The organism is Catellatospora tritici, from assembly GCF_019083965.1.
GTDB lineage: Bacteria > Actinomycetota > Actinomycetes > Mycobacteriales > Micromonosporaceae > Catellatospora > Catellatospora tritici.
In genome coordinates, this window is record NZ_JAHRCY010000024.1 from 60,916 (window position 1) to 86,477 (window position 25,562).

General features: G+C 72.0%; 25 protein-coding genes and 1 riboswitch. Of the genes, 11 read left to right on the forward strand and 14 right to left on the reverse strand.

Annotated features, from left to right (window positions below):
* Positions 1-87: 87 nt before the first annotated feature.
* Positions 88-990 carry a GNAT family N-acetyltransferase gene (locus KUA19_RS35190; RefSeq protein ID WP_372451964.1) on the reverse strand — a complete coding sequence of 301 codons (903 nt, stop codon included), beginning with the start codon at positions 988-990 and terminating at the stop codon, positions 88-90.
* Positions 991-992: 2 nt separating this feature from the next.
* Positions 993-3,422 (reverse strand): S8 family serine peptidase, encoded by a 2,430-nt coding sequence (locus KUA19_RS35195; protein ID WP_308167826.1) that lies wholly within the window; start codon positions 3,420-3,422, stop codon positions 993-995.
* Between the two features lie 178 nt (positions 3,423-3,600).
* Between KUA19_RS35195 and KUA19_RS35200 the strand changes: the two genes are divergently transcribed.
* Positions 3,601-5,340, forward strand: a complete 1,740-nt coding sequence (locus KUA19_RS35200; protein WP_217403179.1) for a glycerol-3-phosphate dehydrogenase/oxidase — start codon at positions 3,601-3,603, stop codon at positions 5,338-5,340.
* 146 nt (positions 5,341-5,486) lie between these two features.
* On the opposite strand, the gene KUA19_RS35205 is transcribed toward KUA19_RS35200, so the two are convergent.
* Positions 5,487-6,878 (reverse strand): FAD-binding oxidoreductase, encoded by a 1,392-nt coding sequence (locus tag KUA19_RS35205; RefSeq protein WP_217403180.1) that lies wholly within the window; start codon positions 6,876-6,878, stop codon positions 5,487-5,489.
* A gap of 22 nt (positions 6,879-6,900) precedes the next feature.
* On the opposite strand from KUA19_RS35205, the gene KUA19_RS35210 reads away from it, so the two are divergent.
* A complete protein-coding gene (locus KUA19_RS35210) occupies positions 6,901-7,188 on the forward strand; it encodes a DUF4031 domain-containing protein (protein ID WP_217403181.1) in 288 nt (95 codons plus the stop codon).
* A 177-nt stretch (positions 7,189-7,365) separates the two neighbouring features.
* Here KUA19_RS35210 and KUA19_RS35215 read toward each other — a convergent pair whose 3' ends face one another.
* A complete protein-coding gene (locus KUA19_RS35215; RefSeq protein ID WP_217403182.1) occupies positions 7,366-7,971 on the reverse strand; it encodes an HD domain-containing protein in 606 nt (201 codons plus the stop codon).
* Positions 7,972-8,028: 57 nt separating this feature from the next.
* Here KUA19_RS35215 and KUA19_RS35220 point away from each other — a divergent pair, with 57 nt between their 5' ends.
* Together KUA19_RS35220 and KUA19_RS35225 are read left to right on the forward strand one after the other, a co-directional pair.
* The gene (locus KUA19_RS35220) at positions 8,029-9,141 is read left to right on the forward strand and encodes an FUSC family protein (protein ID WP_217403184.1); all 1,113 of its coding nucleotides are present in this window, start codon (positions 8,029-8,031) and stop codon (positions 9,139-9,141) included.
* Positions 9,142-9,233: 92 nt separating this feature from the next.
* Positions 9,234-10,844, forward strand: coding sequence for an LPXTG cell wall anchor domain-containing protein (locus tag KUA19_RS35225; RefSeq protein ID WP_217403186.1), 1,611 nt, complete (start codon positions 9,234-9,236; stop codon positions 10,842-10,844).
* 59 nt (positions 10,845-10,903) lie between these two features.
* Here the strand turns inward: KUA19_RS35225 and KUA19_RS35230 are convergent, their stop codons facing one another.
* On the reverse strand, positions 10,904-12,184 hold the full coding sequence (locus tag KUA19_RS35230; protein ID WP_217403188.1) for an aminotransferase class V-fold PLP-dependent enzyme: 1,281 nt from the start codon (positions 12,182-12,184) through the stop codon (positions 10,904-10,906).
* 47 nt (positions 12,185-12,231) lie between these two features.
* Positions 12,232-12,347: riboswitch (SAM riboswitch) on the reverse strand.
* Between the two features lie 133 nt (positions 12,348-12,480).
* On the opposite strand from KUA19_RS35230, the gene KUA19_RS35235 reads away from it, so the two are divergent.
* A complete protein-coding gene (locus KUA19_RS35235) occupies positions 12,481-13,899 on the forward strand; it encodes a PrsW family intramembrane metalloprotease (RefSeq protein ID WP_217403190.1) in 1,419 nt (472 codons plus the stop codon).
* On the opposite strand, the gene KUA19_RS35240 is transcribed toward KUA19_RS35235, so the two are convergent.
* Positions 13,863-15,137, reverse strand: a complete 1,275-nt coding sequence (locus KUA19_RS35240) for an AI-2E family transporter (RefSeq protein ID WP_217403191.1) — start codon at positions 15,135-15,137, stop codon at positions 13,863-13,865. The genes KUA19_RS35235 and KUA19_RS35240 overlap by 37 nt on opposite strands.
* Positions 15,138-15,220: 83 nt before the next feature.
* Between KUA19_RS35240 and KUA19_RS35245 the strand changes: the two genes are divergently transcribed.
* Complete coding sequence (locus KUA19_RS35245) at positions 15,221-15,556, forward strand: GroES family chaperonin (RefSeq protein ID WP_372451969.1); 336 nt, start codon at positions 15,221-15,223, stop codon at positions 15,554-15,556.
* 2 nt (positions 15,557-15,558) lie between these two features.
* On the opposite strand, the gene KUA19_RS35250 is transcribed toward KUA19_RS35245, so the two are convergent.
* Positions 15,559-17,442 (reverse strand): ATP-dependent DNA helicase, encoded by a 1,884-nt coding sequence (locus KUA19_RS35250; protein WP_254550616.1) that lies wholly within the window; start codon positions 17,440-17,442, stop codon positions 15,559-15,561.
* 201 nt (positions 17,443-17,643) lie between these two features.
* On the opposite strand from KUA19_RS35250, the gene KUA19_RS35255 reads away from it, so the two are divergent.
* The 4 genes from KUA19_RS35255 to KUA19_RS35270 all read left to right on the forward strand — a co-directional run bounded on the left by KUA19_RS35255 (position 17,644) and on the right by KUA19_RS35270 (position 21,078).
* Complete coding sequence (locus KUA19_RS35255; RefSeq protein WP_217403194.1) at positions 17,644-18,165, forward strand: DUF402 domain-containing protein; 522 nt, start codon at positions 17,644-17,646, stop codon at positions 18,163-18,165.
* 177 nt (positions 18,166-18,342) lie between these two features.
* On the forward strand, positions 18,343-19,212 hold the full coding sequence (locus KUA19_RS35260) for a PPK2 family polyphosphate kinase (RefSeq protein ID WP_217403195.1): 870 nt from the start codon (positions 18,343-18,345) through the stop codon (positions 19,210-19,212).
* A gap of 152 nt (positions 19,213-19,364) precedes the next feature.
* Complete coding sequence (locus KUA19_RS35265; protein ID WP_217403196.1) at positions 19,365-19,991, forward strand: DUF47 domain-containing protein; 627 nt, start codon at positions 19,365-19,367, stop codon at positions 19,989-19,991.
* A 34-nt stretch (positions 19,992-20,025) separates the two neighbouring features.
* Entirely contained in the window at positions 20,026-21,078 is a 1,053-nt protein-coding gene (locus KUA19_RS35270; RefSeq protein WP_217403197.1) for an inorganic phosphate transporter, read from the forward strand.
* A gap of 115 nt (positions 21,079-21,193) precedes the next feature.
* Here the strand turns inward: KUA19_RS35270 and KUA19_RS35275 are convergent, their stop codons facing one another.
* The 3 genes from KUA19_RS35275 to mtfM form a co-directional block, all read right to left on the reverse strand.
* The gene (locus tag KUA19_RS35275) at positions 21,194-22,153 is read right to left on the reverse strand and encodes a Gfo/Idh/MocA family protein (protein WP_217403252.1); all 960 of its coding nucleotides are present in this window, start codon (positions 22,151-22,153) and stop codon (positions 21,194-21,196) included.
* A 72-nt stretch (positions 22,154-22,225) separates the two neighbouring features.
* Positions 22,226-22,819, reverse strand: a complete 594-nt coding sequence (locus KUA19_RS35280) for a heme-binding beta-barrel domain-containing protein (RefSeq protein ID WP_308167827.1) — start codon at positions 22,817-22,819, stop codon at positions 22,226-22,228.
* A 36-nt stretch (positions 22,820-22,855) separates the two neighbouring features.
* Positions 22,856-22,960 carry a small membrane protein MtfM gene (mtfM, locus tag KUA19_RS44220; RefSeq protein WP_275411636.1) on the reverse strand — a complete coding sequence of 35 codons (105 nt, stop codon included), beginning with the start codon at positions 22,958-22,960 and terminating at the stop codon, positions 22,856-22,858.
* Between the two features lie 47 nt (positions 22,961-23,007).
* Between mtfM and KUA19_RS35285 the strand changes: the two genes are divergently transcribed.
* The gene (locus tag KUA19_RS35285; RefSeq protein ID WP_217403198.1) at positions 23,008-23,370 is read left to right on the forward strand and encodes a DsrE family protein; all 363 of its coding nucleotides are present in this window, start codon (positions 23,008-23,010) and stop codon (positions 23,368-23,370) included.
* Between the two features lie 11 nt (positions 23,371-23,381).
* On the opposite strand, the gene KUA19_RS35290 is transcribed toward KUA19_RS35285, so the two are convergent.
* The 4 genes from KUA19_RS35290 to KUA19_RS45110 form a co-directional block, all read right to left on the reverse strand.
* Positions 23,382-23,900, reverse strand: a complete 519-nt coding sequence (locus tag KUA19_RS35290; RefSeq protein ID WP_217403199.1) for a hypothetical protein — start codon at positions 23,898-23,900, stop codon at positions 23,382-23,384.
* Positions 23,901-23,991: 91 nt separating this feature from the next.
* A complete protein-coding gene (locus KUA19_RS35295; RefSeq protein ID WP_217403200.1) occupies positions 23,992-24,333 on the reverse strand; it encodes a DUF1416 domain-containing protein in 342 nt (113 codons plus the stop codon).
* Positions 24,334-24,339: 6 nt separating this feature from the next.
* A complete protein-coding gene (locus KUA19_RS35300) occupies positions 24,340-25,188 on the reverse strand; it encodes a sulfurtransferase (protein ID WP_217403201.1) in 849 nt (282 codons plus the stop codon).
* Positions 25,189-25,434: 246 nt separating this feature from the next.
* The gene (locus KUA19_RS45110; RefSeq protein WP_372451971.1) at positions 25,435-25,512 is read right to left on the reverse strand and encodes an Ms5788A family Cys-rich leader peptide; all 78 of its coding nucleotides are present in this window, start codon (positions 25,510-25,512) and stop codon (positions 25,435-25,437) included.
* Between the last annotated feature and the right edge of the window lie 50 nt (positions 25,513-25,562).

The window sequence follows — 25,562 nt, forward strand, 5'->3', positions numbered from 1 at the left end:
TTAAGAAGGTGCCCTTCTTCTACATAAAGCGAGCAGAGTATCCGCCCGGCTCGCCGACGCGAGCCGACGAAGGTGCCCTTCCTTTCCTCAGAGCGGCTTGGTGAGGAGGAAGAAGACTCGCTCGACCACGGCGTCTGCGGCGCTGGAGTAGAAGCTCACCGGCCCCACCCATCCGATCTGCACCCGCCGCAGCCCGCGGTCGGCCTGGTCGCGCAGGCAGCGCCGCAGCAGCATGCCGCCGATGCCCAGCCCGGCCGCGGCGGGCAGGGTGCCCATCGGGCCGAACCAGCTCGGACGGCAGCCGCCCCAGGCCGCGAAGCCGACCGGAGCTCCGTCGCGGATGGCCAGGTGGCAGCCGCCGTGCCCGGCCACCGCCCGTTCGACCTCGGCCACCCAGGCCGCGCCCCACTCGGCGGCGATCACCGGCAGCAGCTCGGGCAGGTCGGCGGGGGTCGCCTCGCGTACCACCACGTGCGACTCGGCCAGCCGCTCCTGCGCCGCCCGGGTCTCCCGCAGCGCGGGCGAGCCCTCGACCAGCTCGGCCGTCATGTTCCAGGCGGTGCGGTCGTGGACGTATCCGAGGGCGCCCAGCGCGCACAGGGCCGGGGTGTAGCGCACGTCGACACCGGGCCAGGCGTGCGTCGGGGCGTTGCCGCTGACCTGGACGGCGGTCAGTCCGCGCTCCCGCAGCAGCTCCTCCACCGCCGCGACCAGGGCGCGGGCGTGGCCGTGGCGGCGGTGGCCCGGGTCGACCGCGAGCAGGTCCAGGTGGCCGACCGTCGGATCGTGATGGCCGGGGCTGGCCAGCGCCACCCCGACGACCTCGCCGTCGGGGGCGTCGCCGTCGATCGCGACGAATCCGGTCGAGCCGGCCAGCAGGTCGACGATCTCGGCCGCCTCGGCCGCGTCCTCGGGCAGCAGCGACCGCTGCAGCAGGCCGGTGACGGCGGCGCGGTGATGCGGCTCGTACGGGCCGATCATGACGGTCAAGGCTACCCCGCTGCCGCGGTCACGGCGTCCGCCGCGTTGACGATGCCGGCACCGGCCCGGTCCGCCTCCGTTCCGCAGCCCGGCTGCGCGCCTGCCGCGGGCGGCTTGGCGGTGCTTCGCAGCAGCCGCTCCGTGGCGGCCAGGTCGCCGACCAGTTCGGGGTGCGCCGACCACAGCAGCGCGATCACGCCCGCGACGTGCGGGGTCGCCATCGACGTGCCGCTGAGCTTCGCGTACGTGTTGCCCGGCATCGCCGACAGCACCTCGTCGCCGGGTGCGGCCAGGTCGGGCTTGCCGTCGGCCGGGCCCCGGCTGGAGAACTCGGTGACCCGCCGCTGCTCGTCCGTCGCCGCGATGGTGATCGACTCCGGGTCGGTGGCGGGCGGGGTGTCCAGCGAGCCGCAGCGCGGGCCGGTGTTGCCCGCCGCGGCCACGAACGCGATCCCGGCCGCGGCCAGCGCGGACGTGGCCGGACGCAGCACCGTCTGGTCGCAGCCCTCGATCGGCGGGCAGCCCCAGGAGTTGGTCAGCACGTGCGGGGCGCGGGCCGGGCGGCCGTCCTTGAACGGGTCGCCGCCGTGCGGGAACGGCGCGAGCATGAACTGCATGCAGTCCAGGTAGAAGGACGGGCTGCTCATGTTGCGTTCCAGGTTCACGCAGCCGATCCACTGGGCGCCCGGCGCGACGCCGACGTTCTCCCGGCCGACGGCGGTCGCCATGGTGTGCGTGCCGTGGCCGTTGTGGTCGGTCGGGCTGGTGCTGCCCGACCACGGGTCGTACCAGGAGTCGTCGCCGCCGCGATACTGCGCGGCCAGCGCCGGGTGCGTGCCGTCCACCCCGGAGTCCGACCCGCCGACCACGATGCCCTCGCCGGTGACGCCGCGTTTCCACAGGTCGGGGGCGCCGATCTGGCGTAGGTTCCACTGGGCCTGGGCCGGGGGCTGGGACTGGGTGCCGTGGCTGACGCCGATCTGCTTGGGCAGCGGGCGCAGCCGCTGGTCGACCAGCACCCGGTCGACGTCGTCGCGCGTCTCCAGCCACGCCTTCAGCTCGGGTCCGCCGTTCACCCGGAGCGCGTTGACGAGGTAGTACGGCTGATAGTCGAGGTGCCAGCGGTCCAGCTCGGCCCGCAGCGGGGCCTGGGTGCGCTCGGCGTGCTCGACCAGCCGGTGGTAGACGGCGGCGACCCGGGCGTCGCGGCCCGGCCCGACGCCGGTGGTGGTGGGCAGACCCGTCAGCGGCGCCTGGTCCTTGAGCACCACGAACAGCTGGTCGCCGTAGAGACCGGGCTGCCCGCCGGCCAGGTAGAAGACGGCGGCGCCGAGGCCCAGGACGGTGGCCAGAGCGGCGGACAGCGCCCGGCCGCCGGTGCGCGGGAGCAGCGTGAGCCGGTCCACGAACGGGCGCGGCTGGGGATCCCACGGGGTGCCCGCGTCGGCACCCAGCGGGAGGCCGGCAGTCGGGTAGGCGGGCGGCGCGGTCGGCTGGTCCGGTACCCGGTCCGGCGGAGGCGGGGCGTACGGCGCCACGACGGTTCGGGTGCGGGTGGTGCGCAGCAGGCCCAGGCCGTACCCCAGGCCCAGGAGCAGGGCGATCACCCAGGCGATCGCGGCGGCGAGGAAGACGTAGTACGGGACGTCGTGGTCGTACAGGCTGAGGCTGAGCTCGTCGGGGTCGACGAAGGCGAGCGGGCTGAACGCGGCCAGCGCCACGGTGACCAGGGTGGCCCGACCGAACGGGCTGGCCGGGGCCAGCGCCGCCACCACGAAGCCCAGCGGCGGCAGCACCAGCAGGGTCAGCAATTGCACCCCGGTGGCGCCCACCCCGGCCGCGACCAGTGCCAGCACTACGCCCGCGACCAGCCCGCCGACCAGCGCCAGGGTCGGCTTGCCGCGGGTGGTGAAGTGCTGCCACAGGTCCCAGCCGAGCACCGTGGCGACGAACCAGCCCACGGCGGCCGCGGCCAGCACCGCGGCGACGGTCTCGGTGAAGCCGCCCAGCGCCCCCGCCCACAGGAACGGCACCAGCACCGCCAGGCCCGCGAACACGGCCCAGCCCAGCGCGCCCGGTGCCGCCGCGCCCGGGGCGGCCGCGCGGCGGCGGGACAGCAGCCAGGCCGCCACGGCCGCGACGACGGCCAGGGCCAGCAGGTACAGCTCGTTGGCCATGGCGGGGATCAGGCGCAGCAGGCAGCCGACGGCCAGCGCCGCGGCACCGGCGAGGAAGGCGCGGCCGGTGGCCCGTACGCCCTGGTGTCGGGGTAGGAACGCGAGCATGGCGGCGGGGGCGCCCACCAGGACCGCGGCGCAGACGGCCAGCACGAGCCAGGTCCAACCGGGGGTGTCCAGGCCGAGCTGTCCCAGCACCTGCTGGACGAAGACGACGCCGTACTGGCTGACGACGGCGAAGAAGGCCGCCCACAGACCGACCACGACCGCGCCGATCTTAGGGCCGGTGCCCGAGTCGGGGGCGGACGGTTGCGGCGGCTGCCACGTTCCCGCAGGCCAGCCGCCAGGCTGTCCCGCCTGGCCTGGTCCGGGTGCGGCCGAGTTGCGCGGAACACCCTCTCGATCACCGTATGAGGACACAGCCGCACGGTACCGTGATGGGATGCGTGACCGCAGCGTGTCCCGCTTTGCCGCCGGCGCCCTCTCGCCCGAGCGCCGCAGCGCTGATCTGCGCAGGCTTCGCGAGGAAGAATTCGATGTACTGATCGTCGGGGGTGGAGTGACCGGCGCCGGTGCGGCGCTGGACGCCGCCTCGCGTGGCCTGCGGGTCGCGCTCATCGAGGCGAGCGACCTCGCCGCCGGCACCTCGTCGCGCTCGTCCAAGCTGATCCACGGCGGGCTGCGCTACCTGGAGCAGCTGGAGTTTCCGCTGGTGCACGAGGCGCTGCGCGAGCGCGGCCTGCTGACCACCCGGCTGGCTCCGCATCTGGTGCGGCCGGTGCCGTTCCTGGTGCCGCTGCCTGCCGAGGAGCGCAGCGTGTCCGGAGTGGCCCGCCGGGCCTGGCACCGGCTCTACTACGGCGCCGGGGTGGCGCTCTACGACGCGTTCGCCGGGGTGGTCGGGCAGCGCGGCATGCCGCTGCACCGGCACCTGACCCAGGCCGGGGCGCGGCGGCTGTTCCCGTCGCTGCGCGAGCAGGGCCTGGCCGGGGCGATCCGCTACTACGACGGGCAGGTTGACGACGCCCGGTTCGTGGTGACGGTGGCCCGGACCGCGGCCAGCCTCGGCGCGGCCGTGGTGACCGGGGTGCGCGCGGTGGGCCTGCTGCGTCAGGCCCGCGAGGTCACGGGGGTACGGGTCAGTGACGGCACCGAGGAGTTCGACGTGCGCGCCCGCACCGTCGTCGCGGCGACCGGTGTCTGGAGCGGCGACGTGTCGTCGTGGCTGCCCGACGCGAAGATCGGGTTCCGGGTGCGGGCGTCCAAGGGCGTGCACCTGGTCGTGCCCCGCTCCGCGATCACGGGCGAGGTCGGGCTGATCCTGCGTACCGCGAGCAGCGTGCTGTTCGTGATCCCGTGGGGCGGGCACTGGATCATCGGCACCACCGACACCGACTGGGCCCTGGACCGGGCCCACCCGTCGGCCTCGGCCAAGGACATCGAGTACCTGCTCTCGCACGTCAACGCGGTGCTGGACCGCCCGATCGGGCAGTCCGACATCGAGGGCGTGTACGCCGGACTGCGGCCGCTGCTGTCCGGCGAGTCCGACTCCACCTCGTCGCTGTCGCGCGAGCACGCCGTGGTCGAGCCGCTGCTGGGGCTGCTGCTGGTGGCGGGCGGGAAGTTCACCACGTACCGGGTGATGGCTCAGGACGTGATCGACCGCGCGGCCCGGCGCCTGCGGCCGGTGCGCGGCAGCGGCACGGCCGACCTGCCGCTGCTCGGCGCCGACGGCTGGCAGGCGATGTGGCGGGACCGGGCCGACCTGGCCCGGCGGCACGGACTCAGCGCCGGGGCGATCGAGCACCTGCTGGAGCGCTACGGCACGCTGACCACCGAACTGCTCGCCCTGATCGACGCCGACCCGACGCTGCGGGCGCCGCTGCCCGGCGCGCCGGAGCACCTGGGCGCCGAGGTGGTGTACGCGGTCGGCCACGAGGGTGCCCGGCGCCTGGTCGACGTGCTGTCCCGGCGTACCCGGATCTCGTTCGAGACCGCCCACCGGGGCGTCGAGACCGCCCGCCGCGCCGCCGAGCTGATGGCCCCCGTCCTCGGCTGGGACGAAGCCGCCACCGAAGCCGAGATCGCGGCGTACCTGTCCCGCGTCGAAGCGGAGCGCGAGTCCCAGCGCATGCCGGACGACGCCGCCGCCGACGCCGCGCGGCTGTCCGCAAGCGTCTAGCCGAACGAAGGCGAGGGCACTCCGCCGACGCGCCAGCGCGCTCGACCGCCTAGCATCGACGCTGGCCTATCCGGGAGACGGCTCGACGGAATTCGTCCCCTGGATAGGCCAGCGTCAATGCTAAGTGGGGTGGGTCGGCCGCCGGATCAGTCGGCGAGGACCTTGCCGGGGTTGAGGAGGTTGGCGGGGTCCAGGGCGGCCTTGATGGCGCGGTGTACGTCCACGCCGACCTCGCCCAGTTCGGTCGCGAGCCAGTCGCGTTTGAGCAGGCCGACGCCGTGCTCGCCGGTGCAGGTGCCGCCCAGGGCCAGGCCGCGCTCCATGATCTCGTCGAAGACGCGGCGGCCCGCGGCGACGCTGGCCGGATCGGCCCGGTCGACCACGATGTTGGGGTGCATGTTGCCGTCCCCGGCATGCCCGACCACGCCGACCGGCACGCCGTGGCGGGCGGAGATCTCGGCGACGTCGTCGAGCAGCTCGGCCAGCCGGGTGCGCGGCACCGCCACGTCGTCGATGATCAGCCCGCCGTGCTCGTACAGCGACAGGGCCAGCCGCTCCATTGCCGGGTGCGCCAGCCGCCGCGCCAGCAGCAGCTGCGCCGCCTCCTCGGCGTCGGTGGCCTGCCACACCTCGATCGCCCCGGCCTCGTTCGCGGCGGCCGCGATCCGGTCCAGGTCGGCGGCGGCGCGTGCGCCGGTGTCCGCCGAGGCCAGCAGCAGGGCCGCCGCCTTTGTGTCCAGCCCCATCGGCCGGTACGCCTCGATCGCCGCCAGGTGCACCCGGTCCAGCAGCTCCAGCAGGCTCGGCGACAGTCCGGCCGAGAAGATCCGGTTCACCGCGTCCCCGGCGGCGGCCGTGGTCGGGAAGACGGCGACCAGGGTCAGCGACTCCTCGGCGGCCGGGCGCAGCGCGACGGTGATCTCGGTGATGATGCCGAGGGTGCCCTCGGAGCCGACGAACAGCCTGGTCAGGTCATACCCGGCGACGCCCTTGGGGGTGCGGCGGCCGGTGCGCAGGATCCGCCCGTCGGCGAGCACGACCTCCAGGCCGAGCACGTACTCGGTGGTGACGCCGTACTTCACGCAGCACATGCCGCCCGCGTTGGTGGCGACGTTGCCGCCGATGGTGCTGGACTCCCACGAGCCCGGGTCCGGCGGGTAGCGCAGGCCCTCGGCGGCGACCGCGCGGGCCAGGGCGGCGTTGACGACCCCGGGCTGGACGACGGCGATCCGGTTGGCCGGGTCGAGGTGCAGGATGCGGTCCATGCCCAGCATGGAGACCACCAGGCAGCCGTCGACGGCGTTGGCGCCGCCCGCCAGGCCGGTGCGGGCGCCCTGGACCACGACCGGCACGCCGTGGCGCGCGGCGGCGGTGACGGCGGCGGCGACCTCGGCGGTGGACTGCGGGCGTACGACCGCCAGCGGCACTCCCGCCTCGACCAGATCCGCCTCGTCCCGCCGGTACGACGTGAGCAGGTCGGGGTCGGTGATCACCCGGTCGGGCCCCAGCACGTCGCGCAGTTCATCGAGCAAGGTCACCTGAGCACGCTAGCGTGAACGGGTGATCTACGTCGACAGCCCGGTCTGGCCCGCCCACGGCCGCCTCTGGGCGCATCTGGTCAGCGACGTCTCCCGCACCGAACTGCATACCTTCGCCGAGCTGCTGGGCGCCCCCCGCCGCGGCTTCGACCGTGACCACTACGACATCCCGTCGGAACTCGTCCCGGTCGCCGTCTGGCTCGGCGCCACCAGGGTCACCGCCCGCGACATTGCCCGCCTCCTGCGCGCCGCCAACCTCCGCCTCCCCAAACACCTGGCCACCGCCAGGTCCACCCCCACCTCCAGTTGATCATGAACTTATGGTCGCCGGTGGGGAGTCGATGCTGCGCCGCCGTTCAGCGGATCAGCGACGAAACCACTGCCGCAAGGCTCGACGGGCGCGCACCTGCAGAGCCTGCTCGGCGTGGGTGTCCTGTGCACGGCTTCCTGATCAACCGGCTGGAAACGAGGGCTGGGTGAGAGCGGGTCAGTCGGGGGCGTGCAGGGCGGACAGCTCGCGGGTGAGGTTGGCGCGGGCGGGGGACTCCCAGTCCGGGTGGTGGTGGTACAGGCTGGGCAGGGCGAGCAGGTTGCGCAGGACGGTGGCGCGGCCGACCTGCCACAGCTCGTCGGGGACGTGGGCATATTCAGCCCGCACCCCGGCCACGTAGGTGCAGTAGTCGGGCCACGGGACGGCCAGGATCGCCAGGTCGGCGTCGGCAAGCCGGGTGCCGGTGTGGTCGTCGGGGGCGACGGAGTGGCCCGCGGTGAGCCGTACCAGCCGAACCGCCTCCTCGACCACCGGCGTCGGCAGGCCGCACTCGGACAGCAGGCCCGCGGTCAGCTCGGCGCTGCGCTCCTCGTTGTCGGCGGCCGTCGGGTCGTAGATCGCGTCGTGGCCCCACAGCGCCAGCTCGACCACCGGGTCGTCGACCAGGTCCAGGGTCGCGGCCAGGTGGGACAGGTCGTGGTAGTAGCGGTGCGGCTCCGACCAGCGGTTGACCAGCTCGGTGCCGACCGCGGTCAGGACGTCGTCGGGCGCGGTGGCCCCGGCGGCGCGGGCGGTGGCGACGAATCGGGCTACCTCGACCATGGCGCAATCTTGACGCATCGGCCCGGCCCGCGATGCGGTCTGCGCCACAGTTGTCTCATGGACGCCGCCGAGCTGCGCCGACGTACGCAGGTCACACTGCGCGACCGGGTGCACCGGGTGCGGACGGGCTGGCTGCTGGCGGCGCAGGCGGCGGTGGCCGCCGGTGGCGCGTGGTACGTGGCGCACGACCTGCTCGGCCACCGGCAGCCGTACTTCGCGCCCATCGCGGCCGTGGTCACCCTGGCCATCTCGATGGGGCAGCGGATGCGGCGCGCGTTCGAGATCGTCGCGGGCAACGCGGTCGGCATCCTGCTCGGCGAGCTGCTGGTCCTCTACATCGGCCGGGGCGTATGGCAACTGGCCCTGGTCGTGTTCCTGGCGATGTCGCTGGCCGTCTTCCTCGGCGGCTCGGCGGCCCTGGTCAGCCAGTCCGCGTCGTCCGGCATCCTGGTCGCCACCCTGCTCCCGACCAGCTCCGACTACTTCCTGAGCCGGTTCGTGGACGCGGTGGTGGGCGGCAGTGTGGCGCTGGTGGTGATGGGCCTGCTGCTGCCGCTCAACCCGCTGACCGTGGTGAGCCGGGCGGTGACGCCGCTGTTGGACAGCCTGTCGCGCGGGCTGCACGAGGGCGCCGACGCGCTGGAGCATCGCGACGCCGACGCGGCGCAGGCCGCGCTGGTGGACATGCGCGAGGCTGAGGGGCAGCTGCGCGCGTTCGGCGAGTCGCTGAGCGCGGGGCGGGAGCTGTCCACGATCGCGCCGGTGCACTGGCGCAAGCGGGCGGCGCTGACCGAGTACGTCGACGCCGCCGACCACCTGGCGCGGGCGCTGCGCAACAGCCGGGTGCTGGTCCGCCGGATCACGTCCATCCTGCACGACGGTGAGCGGGTGCCGCCGCCGTTGGTGGACGCGGTGCACCAGCTCGCCGACTCGGTCGACCTGCTGCGCCGGGACCTGGCCGCCGCGCGGGAGCCCGAGGACAGCCGCGACGCCGTGACGCGCGCGCTGCAGGCGTCCCGGCAGGCTCACGTTGAGGGCCTGGACTTCTCCGGACAAGTCGTGTTTGCCCAGGTCAGATCTACTGCGACCGACCTGTTGCGGGCCTGCGGCCTGCCCCGCGAGGACGCCGAACGCCTGGTCCGCCGGGCCGGAGGGCGAGCTGGAAGGTAGCTGGGAGTCAGCCGTTCGGCTGTTGATCGGCTGAGCGCGAACTCAGTAACGTCCGAACGTTTCACCTTTCACAACCCTCGGGGGAAGCACAAATGAAGATTCGCACCGCACTCGCGGCGGGCGCTTCGGCGCTGCTGTGCGCGGGTATCGCGGCGGCCGGGTCGCCGGCCTTCGCCGCGGACGGCTCCGATCTGTCTGTGAAGATCGCGTCGAGCAACATCACCGTCGACACTCCGGTCAAGTGGTTCCGGCTCGACCTGAGCAACATCGGCTCGGCCAGCGCCGACTCGGTTCAGCTCAAGCTCGACTTCTCCGGTCTGGACACCACCCGGGTCGCCGTCGACATGGACCAGTTCGTCCCCGGCTGCGACGTCACCGGCAAGGTGGCCTTCTGCGCCGACGGGCCGGAGTTCCTGCCCAACGAGTCGCTGACCCAGTTCGTGCTGCTGGAGAGCAAGGGCGCGACCGGCGCGGCGGGCTCGTTCACGGCCGAGTTCACCTCCGCCGCGGGCGGCGACGTCAACCCCGCCAACAACACCGCCACGGTCAACGTCTCGGTCACCGACCACGCCGTCGACCTGCAGTCGGTCGCGCTGGACCTCGTCGCCGACTACACCGACGCGGGCAAGGCCGTGGGCCTGACTCCCGGCGACACCGCGCCGCTGGCGTGGTGGATCAGCAACGAGGGCGACACCTTCGTGAAGGGCGTGAACTTCACCATCACGCTGCCGCCGTACGTGCGCTTCACCGACGTGTACGACATCTGCCAGGTCAACGACGACTGGATCCAGGTCCTCACCTGCTCCGACCCGGATGCGATCATCCCGCCCGGCGGCGGTGTCTACCTGCCCGGTGAGCCGCTGATCGTCGAGGCCGACCAGTACTTCTTCGACGGCCCGGCCATCCTGCCCGGTGGTCTGGTGAGCGCCCAGGCCATCCAGATGGTCGGCGACGTGCCGAACTGGGACGACATCCTGCCCGCCGACGGCTTCGAGACCGTGGACGAGCTGACCGACGAGCAGCTGCAGCAGCTCATCGAGGACATGCTGGACAAGGTGCTGGACAACGCCGACGAGGCCGTGGAGGCGATCGAGGCCGACAGCGGCGACAACGACGCCTCGTTCGCCGCGCACATCGCCGCGCCGCCGCCGGCCGACCAGGTCGTCACCGCGACGCCCGCGCAGGGCAAGGTCGGCGACGTGGTGTCGGTGACCATCAAGGTCAGCAACATCGGCAAGTCGAGCACCGGTCCGATGATCGACGTGCACGCCCCGGCGGGCACCTCGTTCGTGGTGCCGGACCCCGCGGACCGGCCCCAGGTCGGTAGCTGCATCGACCTGTCCGGTGGCGAGCCGTGGGCCTTCGACGGCTGGACCGACATCCGCTGTGGCTGGGAGAGCGAGCTGCAGGCCGGCCGGTCGCTCAGCATGAAGGTGCTGCTGCGTATCGAGGAGGACAAGGTCGGCAACGACGGCCTGGTCACCGCGTCGACCGTGGTCGGCAAGGACGTCAACCCGGCCAACGACAAGGCCAAGCTGGTCATCAAGGTGCTGGCCGGCGGCACCGGCGGTGGCCTGCCGGTCACCGGCACCAACGTCACGGTGATCGCGGCCTCCGGCCTCGCCGCCGTCGCGCTGGGCGTGGTCCTGTTCCTGGTGGCCCGTCGTCGCCGGGCGACGCTGGTCGAGGACACCCGCGCCTGATAACGGAGTGAAGCCGGTGTCCCGGAGGTGGAAGCCTCCGGGACACCGGCTTCTTCGTGTCAGGCGGCGGCCAGGGCGGCGACCAGCGCGTCCACGTCGGACTCGGTGGTGCCGAGACCGATGCTGGCGCGCAGCGCCGTGGTGGGGGTGGTGGTCCAGCAGTTGCGGTCGGCGGCCTCGCGGAGCAGGCGGCGGGCCAGCGGGTGGGCGCAGAACAGGCCATCGCGTACGCCGATGTTGTGTTCCCGGGCCAGGAGACCCGCCACCTCCGACGAGTCGCGGCCGTGCAGCGCGAACGACACCACGCCGATGCGCGGCGCGGTCGGCTCGAAGGTCCGCAACTCGGCGATGCCCGGGATGGTCGACAGCCCGGCCCGCAGCCGGGCCAGCAGCAGCTGCTCGCGCCGGTGCAGCGCGTCGCGGTCGGCCGCCTCCAGCGTGGCGCAGACGGCCGCCAGTGCCACCGCGCCGAGCAGGTTGGGCGTGCCCGCCTCGTGCCGGGCCGGGCCGGTGTTCCAGCGCACGTCGTGCGTGGCGTCGCCGACCCCGCTGGTCGCCCCGCCCCCGGCCAGGTACGGCTCGGCCGCGTCGAGCCAGTCGGCGCGGCCGACCAGCGCCCCGGCCCCGAACGGGGCGTAGAGCTTGTGCCCGGACAGGGCCAGATAGTCGACGTCCAGCGTGGCCAGATCGACCGGCACGTGCGGGGCGAGCTGCGCGGCGTCGACGGCGACGCGGGCGCCGAAGCGACGCGCGATCACGGCCAGCTCACGCACCGGCCACAGCTCGCCGGTGACGTTGCTGGCGCCGGTGACCGCCACCAGCACCGGGCCGTCCGGGTCGTCGCGGCGGACCTGGGCCAGGGCCGCGGCCAGGTAGCGCACGGCGGCACCGGCCGAGTCGGGCACGGGCAGGCGCACCGCGCGGTGCCAGGGCAGCAGGTTGGCGTGGTGTTCACCGGCGAAGGTGACCACGGTGGTGCCCTCCGGCAGCGCGGCGGCGAGCAGGTTGAGCGCGTCGGTGGTGTTGCGGGTGAAGATCACGTAATCGTCGGCGCGGGCGCCGACGAAGTCGCCGACGGTCTGCCGGGCGCGCTCGTAGGCCAGGGTGCAGCGCTGGGACAGGGCGCCCGCGCCGCGGTGCACCGAGGCGTACCAGGGCAGTAGCTCGGTGACAGCGTCGGCGGCGGCCTTGAGACAGGGCGCGGTGGCGGCGTAGTCGAGGTTGATCTGGCCCGGCACACCCAGCACGGTGAGGTCGGCTTCGGCGACACGTACGGGCTCGATCGGCCCGAGCGGCTCGGTGTCGGCGGGGGAACACGAACGGGTGGCGACAGCGGTCATGGGGGCACCTCCGAGGTCAGGGACCCCGGCTGCGATGACAGGCAGGAGGTCCGCGCTTGCCCAGCACGACCATCGGGCTGGACCTGGTCTTCACCCGGGGCACCCCACCGCGAACACAGAGGGTTGCCGGCCAGCGAGCCGGGGCTTTGCCCGCACCATGACGACGCGAGCGGCTGACACTCGTAACCTGAGCGTCAGTATAGCGATCAGAACACGCCCCGTTGCCAGCCCTTACTCCTCGATTGCGCAATCGGTGGGCGCACCGCCCCTTCACGTTCCTGGGTAGGCTGCGGGTCATGGCCGATCTCGCCCCGTCCGGCGCCAGCCCGTATGCCGCGCTGCCGTCCTACCTGGCCGACGGTGAGCCGACACCGCCGCCGCCCCGGCCCACCGGCGGCTGGCGCCGGTGGCTGCCGCTGGCCCTGGTCATCGTGGTGGTGGCCGGGTCGGCTATCGGCATGCTCGGCTACCTGGGGTGGGGGCTCGGTCCGAAGGCGTTCTTCATCGGCCTGGGCGCCGCGGTGCTGCCGGTGCCGGTGCTGGTCAGCATCTTCCTCTGGCTGGACCGGTACGAGCCGGAGCCGCCGTGGCTGCTCGCGGGCGCGTTCGCCTGGGGTGCGTTCCCGGCGACCCTGCTGGCGCTGGGAGTCAACAAGTTCTTCTTCGACGTCGTCGGCCTGCCCGAAACGGTGGTGGCCACCGTGGTCGCTCCGGTGATCGAGGAGAGCGGCAAGGCGCTCGGCCCGCTGCTGATCTTCTGGTTCATGCGCCGGGAGCTGTCCGGCGTCACCGACGGCCTGGTCTACTGCGGACTGTCCGGGGTCGGCTTCGCGATGGTGGAGAACATCCTCTACCTGGGCGGGCACGGCTTCGCCGACGCCAACGCGCAGTACGGGCCGTACTCGGGCGCGCAGTTGGTGTTCGCCATGTTCCTGATGCGCATCCTGCTGTCGGGCTTCGCGCACCCGCTGTTCACGTCGATGACCGGGGTGGGCATCGGCATCGCCGCCCGCACACCCCGGCGGGTGGTGCGCTGGTGCGCGCCGATCTGCGGGCTGCTGCTGGCGATGATCATGCACGGCTCGTGGAACCTGATGGCGATCCTCTCGGCCGAGTACAGCCCGCTGTTCTTCCTCTACGGCTACATCGCCGTGATGATGCCCGTGTTCCTGGCCATGGTCGGCGTCGCGCTCTGGGTCCGGGCCCGGGAGGGGCGGCTGGCACTGCAGGTGCTGCCCGCGTACGCGGCGGCGGGGTGGCTGACCCCGCCGGAGGTGGCGTCGCTGGGCACGCTGGGCCGCCGCCACGCGGCCCGGGTCTGGGCCAGGCGGGTCGCGGGTGACGCGGGGCGCAAGGCGATGCGCGACTTCCAGTTCGCGGCGACCCGGCTGGCGCTGGTGCGCGATGGCATGAACCGTGGCCTGGACACCACCCTCGCCCAGCGCGACCGCAGCGCGGCGGAGGAGTCGCAGCAGCTGTCACGGCTCTTCGCGGCGCGTCAGGTGTACACCGGCCGGGACCCGCAGATGCCCCCGGCGTACTGGGACGGCACCGCGTATCAGGTGGTCTTCCCGGACGGGGTGGCCCGCCCGGTGCCCGCGCCGCCGGAGCCGGTGGTGCCGCTGCCGATGCTGCTGCCGCCGCCCCCGCCGGTCTACCCGCACTACCCGCCGCAGCCCTACGTCGGTGGGTTCTCCGGCCCCGCCGCGGGTTGAACCGCGACCGCGGCGACCTCACCACTGGTCGGCACCCGGTCGCCGGCGAGCTGACGGATCGCGGTGTTGAACACCGCGATCAACGGCACCGCGATCAGCGCGCCGATGATCCCGGCCAGCGACACGCCCGCCGCGATGCCGATGATCACCGCGAGCGGGTGGATGGCCACCGCCCGGCCCATGATCAGCGGCTGGAGCAGGTGGCCCTCGATCTGCTGCACCGCGATCACCGCGGCCAGCACCAGCAGCGCCTTCACCCAGCCGTTGGCGACCAGCGCGACCAGGACGGCGACCGCGCCGGACAGCGTGGCACCGACGATCGGGATGAACGCGCCGAGGAACACCAGCGCGGCCAGCGGCAGCGCGAGCGGCACGCCGAGCACGAACAGGGCGATGCCGATGCCGACCGCGTCGATGAACGCGACGAGCACCGTCGCCCGCACATACGACCCGAGCGAGCTCCACCCGGCCACACCGGCGCGGTCCAGCGGCTCCCGGGCGTTCTTGGGCAGCAGCCGGAGCAGGAAGCGCCAGATCGAGCGGCCGTCGCGCAGGAAGAAGAAGAGCGAGAACATCACCAGGAACAGGCCGCTGAGCACCTCGATCAGCGTGGTCGCGGTGGTCAGCACCCCGGTGGTCAGCGCGTCCTTGTTCGCGTTGATCATGTCGGTGAACTGCTTGATCAGGTTGTCCAGCTGCTGGTCGGTCAGGTGCAGCGGGCCGGTCTTCAGCCAGGCCGGGATCTGCTTGACCCCGGCCGTGCCCTGGTCGATGAGCTTGGGCAGGCCGTCCAGGAACTGGCTGATCACCAGCCACAGCGTGCCGACAACGGCACCGAGACCGGTCACCACCACGATCGCGGTCGCCAGCGAGCTGTGCACGTTCCAGCGCTTGAGCAGGCGCACCGCCGGGCCCAGCAGGGCCGCCAGCAGCAGCGCGATCAGCAGCGGCACGATGACCAGGCTGACCCGGCCCAGCAGCTGCAGCAGGTAGTAGAGGGCGAAGCCGAGCACCAGGAAGCGCCAGCCCCACGCCGCGCCGATACGCAGGCCGTACGGCACGTCGGCGTCGTCGCGGCTGCTGGTCGAGTGGTGGACGTGCTCCGGCTCCGCGACGGGCAGGGGCTGCTCGGCCAGGCGGCGTTCGCGCTCCTCCTGCTCCCGGCGGGCGCGCACGCTCGCCCGGCTCGCCTCGTACGCGCGCCGGACGTTCGCCTTGAAGTTCTCCAACCGACCCACAGCGGCCCTCCTTAAGACGATTGGCTCAGGTTAGTCGCCTGGCGCCCACCGCACGTCGGGGAAGTACCCTGACCGGCGTGACTGTGAACTCGTCGACCACCGACACCGGACTGCCGATCCGATTGCTGCACGACCGGGTCCTGGTCAAGCAGGAGGCCAGCGAAGGGGAGCGGCGCTCCTCGGCCGGCCTGGTGATCCCCGCCACGGCCTCGGTGGGGACCCGACTGTCCTGGGCCACCGTGGTCGGCGTCGGCCCGCACGTGCGCGCGATCCAGGTCGGCGACCGGGTGCTGTTCGATCCGGACGAGCGCTCCGAGGTGGAGCTGCACGGCGAGTCGTACGTACTGCTGCGCGAGCGGGATGTGCACGCCGTGGCCGCCTCCCGGGTGGAACCCGACGCTACCGGCCTGTACCTGTAGCGCTAGCTCGCGCTCAGTCGCCGCAACGAGTTGAGCACGACCTCCTGCTTGGTGGTGTACCAGAACGGCGGCAGACTCGCCCGCAGGAAGGCGCCGTAGCCGCGCGCCGTCTCCAGCCGGGAGTCGAGCACCGCGACCACGCCCTTGTCGGAGCTGGTCCGGATGAGCCGCCCGACGCCCTGCGCCAGCCGGATCGCCGCGATCGGCACGCTGACCGCGGCGAAGCCGGAGCCGCCCGTGGCGTCCACGGCCGCCGAGCGGGCCGCGGCCAGCGGCTCGTCCGGGCGCGGGAACGGCAGCCGGTCGATGACGACCAGCTGGCACGCGTCGCCGGGCACGTCCACGCCCTGCCACAGGGACATGACGCCGAGCAGGCAGCTGTTGCGGTCCTCGCGGAACTTGCGCACCAGCAGCGGCAGTGTCTCGTCGCCCTGCAGCAGCACGGTCAGGTCGGTCTTGGCCCGCAGCAGCTCCGCGGCCTGGGTCGCGGCCTTGCGTGAGGAGAACAGCCCGAGCGTACGGCCGCCCAGCGCCTGCACCAGCGCCAGCAGCTCGGCCCCGGCCGCGTCCGGCAGCCCCGAGGCGGCCGGGCGGGGCAGGTGCGAGGCGACGTAGAGGATGCCCTGCTTCGGATAGTCGAACGGGGAGCCGACATCCAGTGAGGTCCAGCCGTCGGCGCCCTGGCCGGGCTTGTCGGAGACCGGCAGGCCCAGCGAGCGGGCCACCGTCTCGAACTTGCCGCCGAGGGTGAGCGTGGCCGAGGTGGCCACGACGGTGCGTTCGTCGTAGAGATTCTCGCTGAGCAGACCGGCGACCGACAGCGGCGCGACGACCAGCGCCCGGCGCGGCTCCTGCTCGATCCAGGCCACGTCGTGGTCGGCGTCCTCCAGCAGCCGCTGCGAGGTCTTGGAGATCTCGTCGAGCAGCGCCTTGGCCTGCTGCTTGCGCACCGGGTCGGGGTCGTCGGCCTTGATCTCGCCGATGCGGCTCAGCGCCCGCCGGGTGGCGCCGTCGAGCAGCGTGCACGCCTCGACGATGGCCTGCGGCAGCGGGCCGGTGATCCGCCCGGCCGGGGTCTCGGCCAGCCCGACCGTCAGCGCGTCGGCCCCTTCGACCAGGGCCTGGTACTCCTCACCCTCCAGGAAGGTGCGGGCGGCCCGCGCGGTGCGGTCGATGCCGTCGGGGGTCAGCTCGGCCTGGGCCGCGCTGGAGACCCGGTCGGCCAGCTCGTGCGCCTCGTCGATGATCAGCAGCTTGTGCTCGGGCACGATGTGCCGCCCGGCCATCATGTCGACCGACAGCAGCGAGTGGTTGGTGACCACGATGTCGGCCTCACGGGCGCGGGCGCGCGACAGTTCGGCGAAGCAGTCCGGTCCGTACGCGCAGCGCGCCGCGCCGACGCACTCGCGGGCCGGGGTGGAGACCATCCGCCAGGCGGTGTCGTCGACGCCCGGGTCCAGCTCGTCGCGGTCGCCGGTGTCGGTCTCCATCGCCCAGTCGCGGATGCGGGCGATCTGCTTGCCCAGCCGTCCGGCCTCGCCGAGCCACTTCGTGCCGCCGCCGCCCCCGCCGGTGTCGAACAGCGAGTCCTGCGGGTCGGCCTCGTCGGAGTGCTCCAGCTTGGCCAGGCAGACATAGTGGTGCCGCCCCTTGAGCAACGCGAACGTCGGCTCGCGGCCGAGCAGCGGGGCGACGGCCTTCCCGACGCGGGGCAGGTCCTTGTCGACCAGCTGCGCCTGTAGCGCGAGCGTGGCTGTCGAGATGACGACGGGGCCGTCCACGACCAGCGCGGGGGCGAGGTAGGCCAGGGACTTGCCGGTGCCGGTGCCCGCCTGCACGAGCAGGTGGTCACCGGACTCGACGGCGTCGGCGATGGCCTGCGCCATCGCCTGCTGGCCCGGCCTGGTGGCGCCGCCGGGGACGGAGCCCACCGCGGCGGCGAGCAGTTCCAGCGCGCTGTGGCTGGGGGTTCGGGTCTTCTTCGGCGGCACCGATTGACCGTACCGGCACGCACCGACGCTCTTCCAACGCGGCGCCGGATTTGGGAGTATGGCGCATTGTGGGCTCAGCCACGAGGTGAGGTTGTGATGGGCGTCGTACGGGTGGAGATCCGGAAATTCGACGGGAGCGCGCACCGGGCCTACCCGGCGGTCCTGCTCGGTCGCGACGAGTACGGCACCTGGCTGGGCATCCCGAGCGGCACGGTCAGCGACAGCGGCAAGGTGTACGAGATCCCCGGCGTGGTGCTCGTCCCGCACACCGGCTGGTGGACCGCGATGTTCAACGCCGCCCCCCGCAACACCTCGGTCTACTGCGACATCACCACCCCCGCGACCTGGCACGACAGCACCGTGGTGGTGACCGACCTCGACCTCGACGTACGCAAGATCCGCGAGACCGGCGAGGTGCAGCTGGTGGACGAGGACGAGTTCGCCGCCCACCGCGCCAAGTTCAACTACCCGGACGAGGTGGTGCACGAGGCCCGCGCCGCCGCCCAGTGGCTCCTGGACGCGGTGACCTCCGCCCGTGAACCCTTTGCCACCCACTACCACCCCTGGCTCGCCCACGTCTGCCCCACCGCACCCACCCCCACCTCCTCCTCGCGTTGATCATGAGCCTGTGGGCGCCGGTGGGGAGTCGGCGACGTCGCGCCGTTCGGGCGGAGCGCCGAGGCGAGCCATCGGCGAAGCGGTCGACGGCGTGTCGCGGGCACGACTTCTTGATCAACTAGAACCGGATTGGCCGTAGCGGAGGCGGGCACGGGCAAGCTGCGCAATGATCGGGATGTGGCGCAGCTGTCCGAATTGTTGCGGGCGGGGTCCGGGGTGGACCTCAGCTCGATCGATTCGGCGGGCACGCCGGGGCTGCCCGAAACCAAGCAGGTGCGCCGCGACCCGAAGGCCTGGGCCCGAACCGAGCTGGCCGCGCTCGGCACGCAGTTGGCCCACCGCCAGGAGATGCTCTACGCCTGCGCGAAGAAGGACCGGTCCGAGCGTCGCCGGGTGCTGCTGGTGCTCCAGGCGATGGACTGCGGGGGCAAGGACGGCACCGTACGCCGCGTCGCGGGCACCATGAACCCGCAGGGCCTGCACATCGTCGGCTTCGGCCCGCCCACGCCCAAGGAGCTGGAGCACGACTTCCTGTGGCGCATCCGCCGCGCCCTGCCCGAGCCCGGGTACGTCGGCATCTTCAACCGCTCCCACTACGAGGACGTGCTGGTGGCGCGGGTGCGCGACCTGGTGCCGCCGAAGACGTGGCAGGCGCGGTACGACAAGATCAATGCTTTCGAACGGGAACTGGCCGACTCCGGCTGCGCGCTGGTCAAGGTCATGCTGCACATCTCGTACGACGAGCAGCGCCGCCGCCTGCTCCAGCGCCTGCGCGACCCCACCAAGTACTGGAAGTACAACCCCGAGGACGTCGAGAACCGGGCCTACTGGGACGCCTACCAGCGCGCCTATGGTGACGCGATCGCCCGGTGTGGCACTGGTCACGCCCCCTGGCACGTCGTTCCGGCCGACCGCAAGTGGTACCGCGACTGGGCGGTGGCACACCTGCTGCTGGCTGCCCTGGACGGCCTCGAACTGACCTATCCGCCGCCTGATTTCGACCCGGAAACCGAGATAAAACGACTGGAGCGGGATGGATCGGGCTAGGTTTCGCCGGTCACTCCGAAGGTGAACAAGAGGTGAACAGGTCATGAATCCCGCATGGCAATGGGTGACCGGCGCGCCAACGGAATGTGAGGCTGCTTAGCATTCCCCCGACCGACCGTCCCTGAGAAACCACCGACCCAAAGGTGCAAGCGGTGAAGTTTTCGCTCCGCCCCCAAGAGGGCGCCTTCTACGAGATGTTCTCCCGTGCCGCGCAGAACCTGGTTCGCGGCACCGAGCTGCTGAGCGAGCTGGCGCTGCCCGGCGCCGACGTGCAGTCGGTGAGTGAGCGCCTGGCCGATGTCGAGCACGACAGCGACCAGATCACGCACGAGCTGTACAACAAGATCAACTCTACCTTCATCACCCCGTTCGACCGGGAGGACATCTACCGCCTCGGCTCCGGCCTGGACGACGTGATGGACCACCTGGAGGCGGTCGGCAACCTGGTCTACCTGTACGGCCTGACCAAGCTCCCGGCCCTGCCCCGCGAGATGGTCGAGCTGATCGACATCCTCGACCAGCAGGCCAAGGTCACCGCCCTGGCCATGCCGCGCCTGAAGCAGATGAAGGGCCTCAAGGACTACTGGGTCGAGTGCAACCGCCTGGAGAACGACGGCGACCGCACCTACCGCATGCTGCTGGTCCGTCTGTTCAGCGGCGAGTACGACGCGCTGACCGTGCTCAAGATGAAGGAGGTCGCCGACGAGCTCGAGGCGGCCTGCGACGCCTTCGAGCACGTGGCCAACACGGTCGAGACCATCGCGGTCAAGGAGTCCTAGTGGCCCCGGGCAACGCGCACCTGCGGGGGTCGGCATGAACGATCTGCTCATCCCCGTCATCGCGGTCATCGTGGCGGCCATGGTGTTCGACTACACCAACGGCTTCCACGACGCCGCCAACGCCATCGCGACCAGCGTCTCCACCCGGGCGCTGACCCCCCGCATCGCGCTGGGCATCGCCGCGCTGGGCAACTTCTTCGGCGCCCACTGGGGCGGCCAGGTGGCCGCGACCGTCGGCAGCGGCATCGTCACCCTGCCCCAGGGGGCGGCCAGCCTCGGCGTGGTGCTCGCCGGTGTCCTGGGTGCCATCACCTGGAACCTGCTCACCTGGTGGTTCGGCATCCCGTCGTCGTCCTCGCACGCCCTGATCGGCGGCCTGGTCGGCTCGACGCTGTGCTCGACGCTGTTCGGCATCGACGGCACGGTGCTGTGGGGCGGCATCGTGGACAAGGTCGTCATCCCGATGGTCCTCTCTCCGGTCACCGGCTTCGTCCTCGGCGCACTGCTGATGCTGGCGCTGCTGTGGGGCGTGTACGCGCTGTCCAAGGCCTGGGCCGGCACCAAGGCGGCCAGCCTCACCCACCCGTCGCCGCTCAACCGGTTCTTCCGGTTCATGCAGTCGCTGTCGGCCATCGCGATGTCGTTCGGCCACGGTATGCAGGACGCCGCCAAGACCATGGGTATCGTCGTGCTCGCCCTCTACGTCGGCGGCTTCCAGTCCAGCCCCACGCACATCCCGGGCTGGGTCTACTACACCTCGGCGACGGTGCTGGCGGCGGGTACCTACGCCGGTGGCTGGCGGATCATCCGCACCCTGGGCCGCCGGGTGATCCACCTGGACCCGATGGCCGGTTTCGCGGCCGAGACGGTGGCCAGCACCGTGCTGTTCACCGCGGCGGCGCACGGCTGGCCGATCTCGACCACGCACACCATCACCTCGTCGATCATGGGTGTTGGTGCGACGAAGAAGTTCTCGGCCGTCCGCTGGGGCGTGGCGGGCAACATCGTGATGGCCTGGATCCTGACGTTCCCGGGCGCGGCCCTGGCCGCCGTCATCGCATACGTCCTGGTCCGCCCCATCTTCTAGTGCAGTGAAGTAAGGAAGGGCAAGATCCACTAAGTTGCCGGGCAGTCGGGCGAATCATGGACCCGCTTTCGCCCGGTTGCCCGGCAACTTGAACGATCTTGGGCTTACTCTTGGTTCACGCGTAGACGACGCCGATTTGGGCGCGGACGGAGTCCAGGGTGCTCATGACGGCCAGCGTCGACGACAGTGGCACCAGGTCCGACTCCAGCTTGCCCGCGCGCAGGCAGCGGGTCGCCTCCTCGGCCTCGTAGTTCAGGCCGGTCGGGTCGAAGTCGAACTGCTGTGGCTCGGCGCCGTCGCGGTGCAGCACGAACTTGTCCGGCGCGTGGAAGCCCCACGGGAAGTCGATCTTCCCGGTCGAGCCGGTGATCGTCGCCATCCGGACGTCGCCGCCGATGCCGCAGTACAGCGTCGCCAGCGCGCCGGACGGGAAGCCCAGCACCATGCCGGTGCGCGCGTCGGTGCCCTCCGGGTGCAGCGTCGCCCACGCCCGCACCTGCGTCGGCTCGCCCAGCAGGAACTGCGCGAAACTCACCGGGTACACACCGAGGTCCAGCAGCGCGCCACCGCCGAGCTTCGGGTCGCGCAGCCGGTGCTCGGGGCCGGGGTCCAAGCCGATGCCGAACGAGGCCTGGACGCCGACGACCTCACCGATCGCCCCGTCGGCGATCAGCTCCTTGGCCTTGAGGATCGCGGGCAGCGTACGCGTCCACATCGCCTCCATCAGGAAGAGCTCGCGCTCGCGGGCCACCGACACCAGGTCCTGCGCGGTGGCCAGGTCGAGCGTGAACGCCTTCTCCACCAGCAGCGGCTTGCCCGCGCGCAGGCACAACAGCGCCGTCTCGTGGTGGTGTGAGTGCGGCGTGGCCACGTAGATGATGTCGATGTCGGGGTCGGCGGCCAGCGCCTCCCACGAGCCGTGGGCGCGCGCGACGCCGTACCGCTGCGCGAAGGTCTCGGCGGACGACGCCGTCCGCGAGCCGACGGCGGCGAGCACCGTGCCCGGCACCTTCGTCAGGTCCTGCGCGAAGCGCGCGGCGATCCCGCCGGTGGCGAGGATGCCCCAGCGGATCACGCGGTCGCTGTTCTGATCAGTCACGAGGCGAAGCTACACCGGTTAAGACGCGGCGCTGCACCGGTGGCGGGGTCAGCCGCCGACGCGGATCAGCTTGGCGCTCAGGTGCGGCGTCAGCCCCTGGCCCATCGCCGCCATGTCCTGCGCGTACAGCAGCGCCCGGTCGACGATGCCGTAGAGCCGCTGGCCCGCGGTGACCTCCTTGGCCGTGGCCGTGCGCGCGACGAAGTCGGTGGCCATCTCGATCTGCGGCGGGTTGGCCTTCACCTTGCCGACGTACAGCTCCATGATCCCGGTGGGGGTGGTCAGCAGCGCCTCGACCTCGTCGCCCTGCTCGCCCGAGGGACGCCACCAGCCGACCTCGCGGCCGCCCGGCCGCACCGGCTTGTCGTCGTCGCCCAGGATCCAGGCCCGCGCCTCGTAGAACAGGAACGGGCGGCCGTCGTGGCTGATCCGGATCTCCTGCGCGAAGTGGAAGTTCTCGATGGTCGGGTAGCTGCCCTCGCCACGGCCGCGCCACAGGCCGACGAACGGCAGCAGGTCCAGCAGTTTCGGGTGCAGGTCCGGGCCCTGCCGCAGGTCGTGCGTGTCCTCGAAGGGGGACGGGTCGACCGGCGGCGCGTTGAGCCAGGCGGGCGGCTGGATCGGGTTGTCCTCAGTGGTCACGGCACACACCTATCGTCGCGACGCCGGGAGTACGTCTCACCAGCGTCCTCGGGAGATTTTGACGGCGAGGTACGCCAGGCCACCGGCGAGCGCGCCGAAGCCGGCGACCAGCAGGCTGACGAACCCGATCTCGGTGACCACGCTTAGATCCTAGAAGCCCGCTCCGGCGGCGCGCATAAGCTGTCCGCGTGGCACGAAAACTCATCGTCAAGACCACCGCCGGAGCCGATGCCCCCGAGCGTTGCGCGCAGGCCTTCACCGTCGCCGCCACGGCCGTCGCGGCCGGGGCCGAGGTGTCGCTGTGGCTCACCGGCGAGTCGAGCTGGTTCGCCCTGCCCGGCCGCGCCGCCGAGTTCGAGCTGCCGCACTCGGCGCCGCTGCCCGACCTGCTGGCCGCGGTGCTGGCCGGGGGTTCGGTGACCCTGTGCACCCAGTGCGCGGCTCGCCGCGGGATCACCCCGGACGACGTGATCGAGGGCGTACGCATCGCGGGCGCCGCCGTCTTCGTCGAGGAGTGCCTCGCGGACGGCACCCAAGCGCTCGTCTACTGACGGGGCCTTCCTTACGAGCGGGTGCGGCAGCCGGTGCTGAGGTCGAGGGCGAGGGTGCCGTCGCCGGTGATCTTTCCGCGTACGGCGACGAAGTTGCCCGCGTCGAAGAAGAACGACTCGGCGGGGCCCTCACCGGGGCGCATGCTCACGTCGGGAGTGCCCGCCACCAGGGCGGTGAGGGTGCGCGACTCGTCGCCGACCGGGCCGGACAGGGTGATCGTGCGGACCGTGCTGGTGCCCGTGCGGGCGGCGGTCAGGTCGCAGGTGCTGTCGGCGTAGCCCTGGTCGTCGACGACCCAGCCGGGCGGCACCTGCCGCAGCAGCCGCTCGGCGGTCTGGTCGACGGTGGCGCGTGCCGAGGCGATTGTGGTCTGGTCCTGCACGGTCGGCCGGTCGTGGACGGCCGACCACACCGCCAGGGCCAGCAGCAGCACCGCCCAGGCGCCCACGAGCCAGCTCCACAGCCGCCGACGGGCGGGCCGGGCCGGGGGCGCGGGCGACTCGTACGGGGCCGGGGCTTCGATCGTCACGCCGTTCATATTGTCACGTCGTCGCAGCCCCCAGACGCGGCGAGGGCGCCGTCCCGGCAGAACCGGGCGGCGCCCACGCGCACGCGGTCGGTCAGGCGACCGTGAGGCTGAGCTGGTTGACGCCACGCTCGGCGGTGACAGTGGCGTCGCCGTTGCCGAAGCGGGACAGGGCGCGCAGCTGCCAGGTGCCCGGCGCGGCGAAGAAGCGGAACTGGCCCGCGGGCGAGGTCACGACCTCGGCGGTGAACTCACCGCTGCGGTCCAGCAGCCGCACGTACGCCCCGGCGACCGGGTCGCCGCCGGCGGCCTGCACGACGCCGGTGATGACGGTCTCCTTCTCCAGGTCGACGCTCAGCGGGAGCGGGGCGGCCTGGTCGGGAGCGGCGCAACCGGCCGCGGTGGTGGAAGCAGCAGTCTGAGTCGGGGTCGTCATCTCTGTTCACGCCTTCCCGGGCTCGTCGCCCAGCGCCACCGGCACGCCGACCAGCGAGCCGTACTCGGTCCAGGAACCGTCGTAGTTCTTCACGTTCTTCTTGCCGAGGATCTCCTGCAGCACGAACCAGGTGTGCGAGGAACGCTCGCCGATGCGGCAGTAGGCGATGGTGTCCAGGCTGTCGTCGATGCCGGCGGCCGCGTACAGCTCGGTCAGCTCGGCGTCGGACTTGAAGGTGCCGTCCTCGTTGGCGGCCTTCGACCACGGCACGCTGATCGCGGTGGGGATGTGACCCGCGCGCTGCGCCTGCTCCTGCGGCAGGTGGGCGGGGGCGAGCAGGCGCCCCGCGTACTCGTCGGGCGAGCGCACGTCGACCAGGTTCTGCACGCCGATGGCCTTCACCACGTCGTCGCGGAACGCGCGGATGGTGAGGTCCTGCTCCTGCGCCTGGTAGGAGGTCGCCGGGCGGGCCACCACGTCCTTGGTCAGCGGGCGGGCGTCGAGCTCCCACTTCTTGCGGCCGCCGTCGAGCAGCTTCACGTCGCCGTGGCCGTAGAGCTTGAAGTACCAGTACGCGTACGCCGCGAACCAGTTGTTGTTGCCGCCGTAGAGCACCACGGTGTCGTCGTTGCCGATGCCGCGCGAGGACAGCAGCGCCTCGAACTGCTCGCGGTTGACGAAGTCCCGCCGCACCGGGTCCTGCAGGTCCTGGCGCCAGTCGAGCCGGACGGCCCCGGCGATGTGTCCGCCTTCGTAAGCGGTGGTGTCCTCGTCGACCTCGACGAACACCACACCGGGCGTGTTCAGGTTCTTCTCGGCCCAGTCGGCCGAGACGAGGGCGGATTCGCGACTCATGGAGGATCTCCCTTGAGAGTTGACGGTTTGGTAGACGTCTATATCTTGGGTGACAGTCCACGTAACGCATGCGGGAGACCGGGGAGCGTCGCCGCGCACGGGTCCACGAGGGAATCACCGGGCACTTGGCGACGGCGGCAAGCTGACGGCGCGACTCGATCCGCTCAGCGATGAGCGTCGGTCACGGGGTCAGGAGGCAGAGCTGCTGATCGATCTAGATGATCGAGTGCGAAAACTGTGCCGCCGTCAGAGGACGGCGCAACACAGGCACGTGGCCACGCGGCACAGGTCGACCGCGCGCCGTTTGGTAAGCAGCGGGCTCATAATCCAGAACCCTACCAGCCGCGGCCGCTATCCGGGAATGTGCCGTCCAT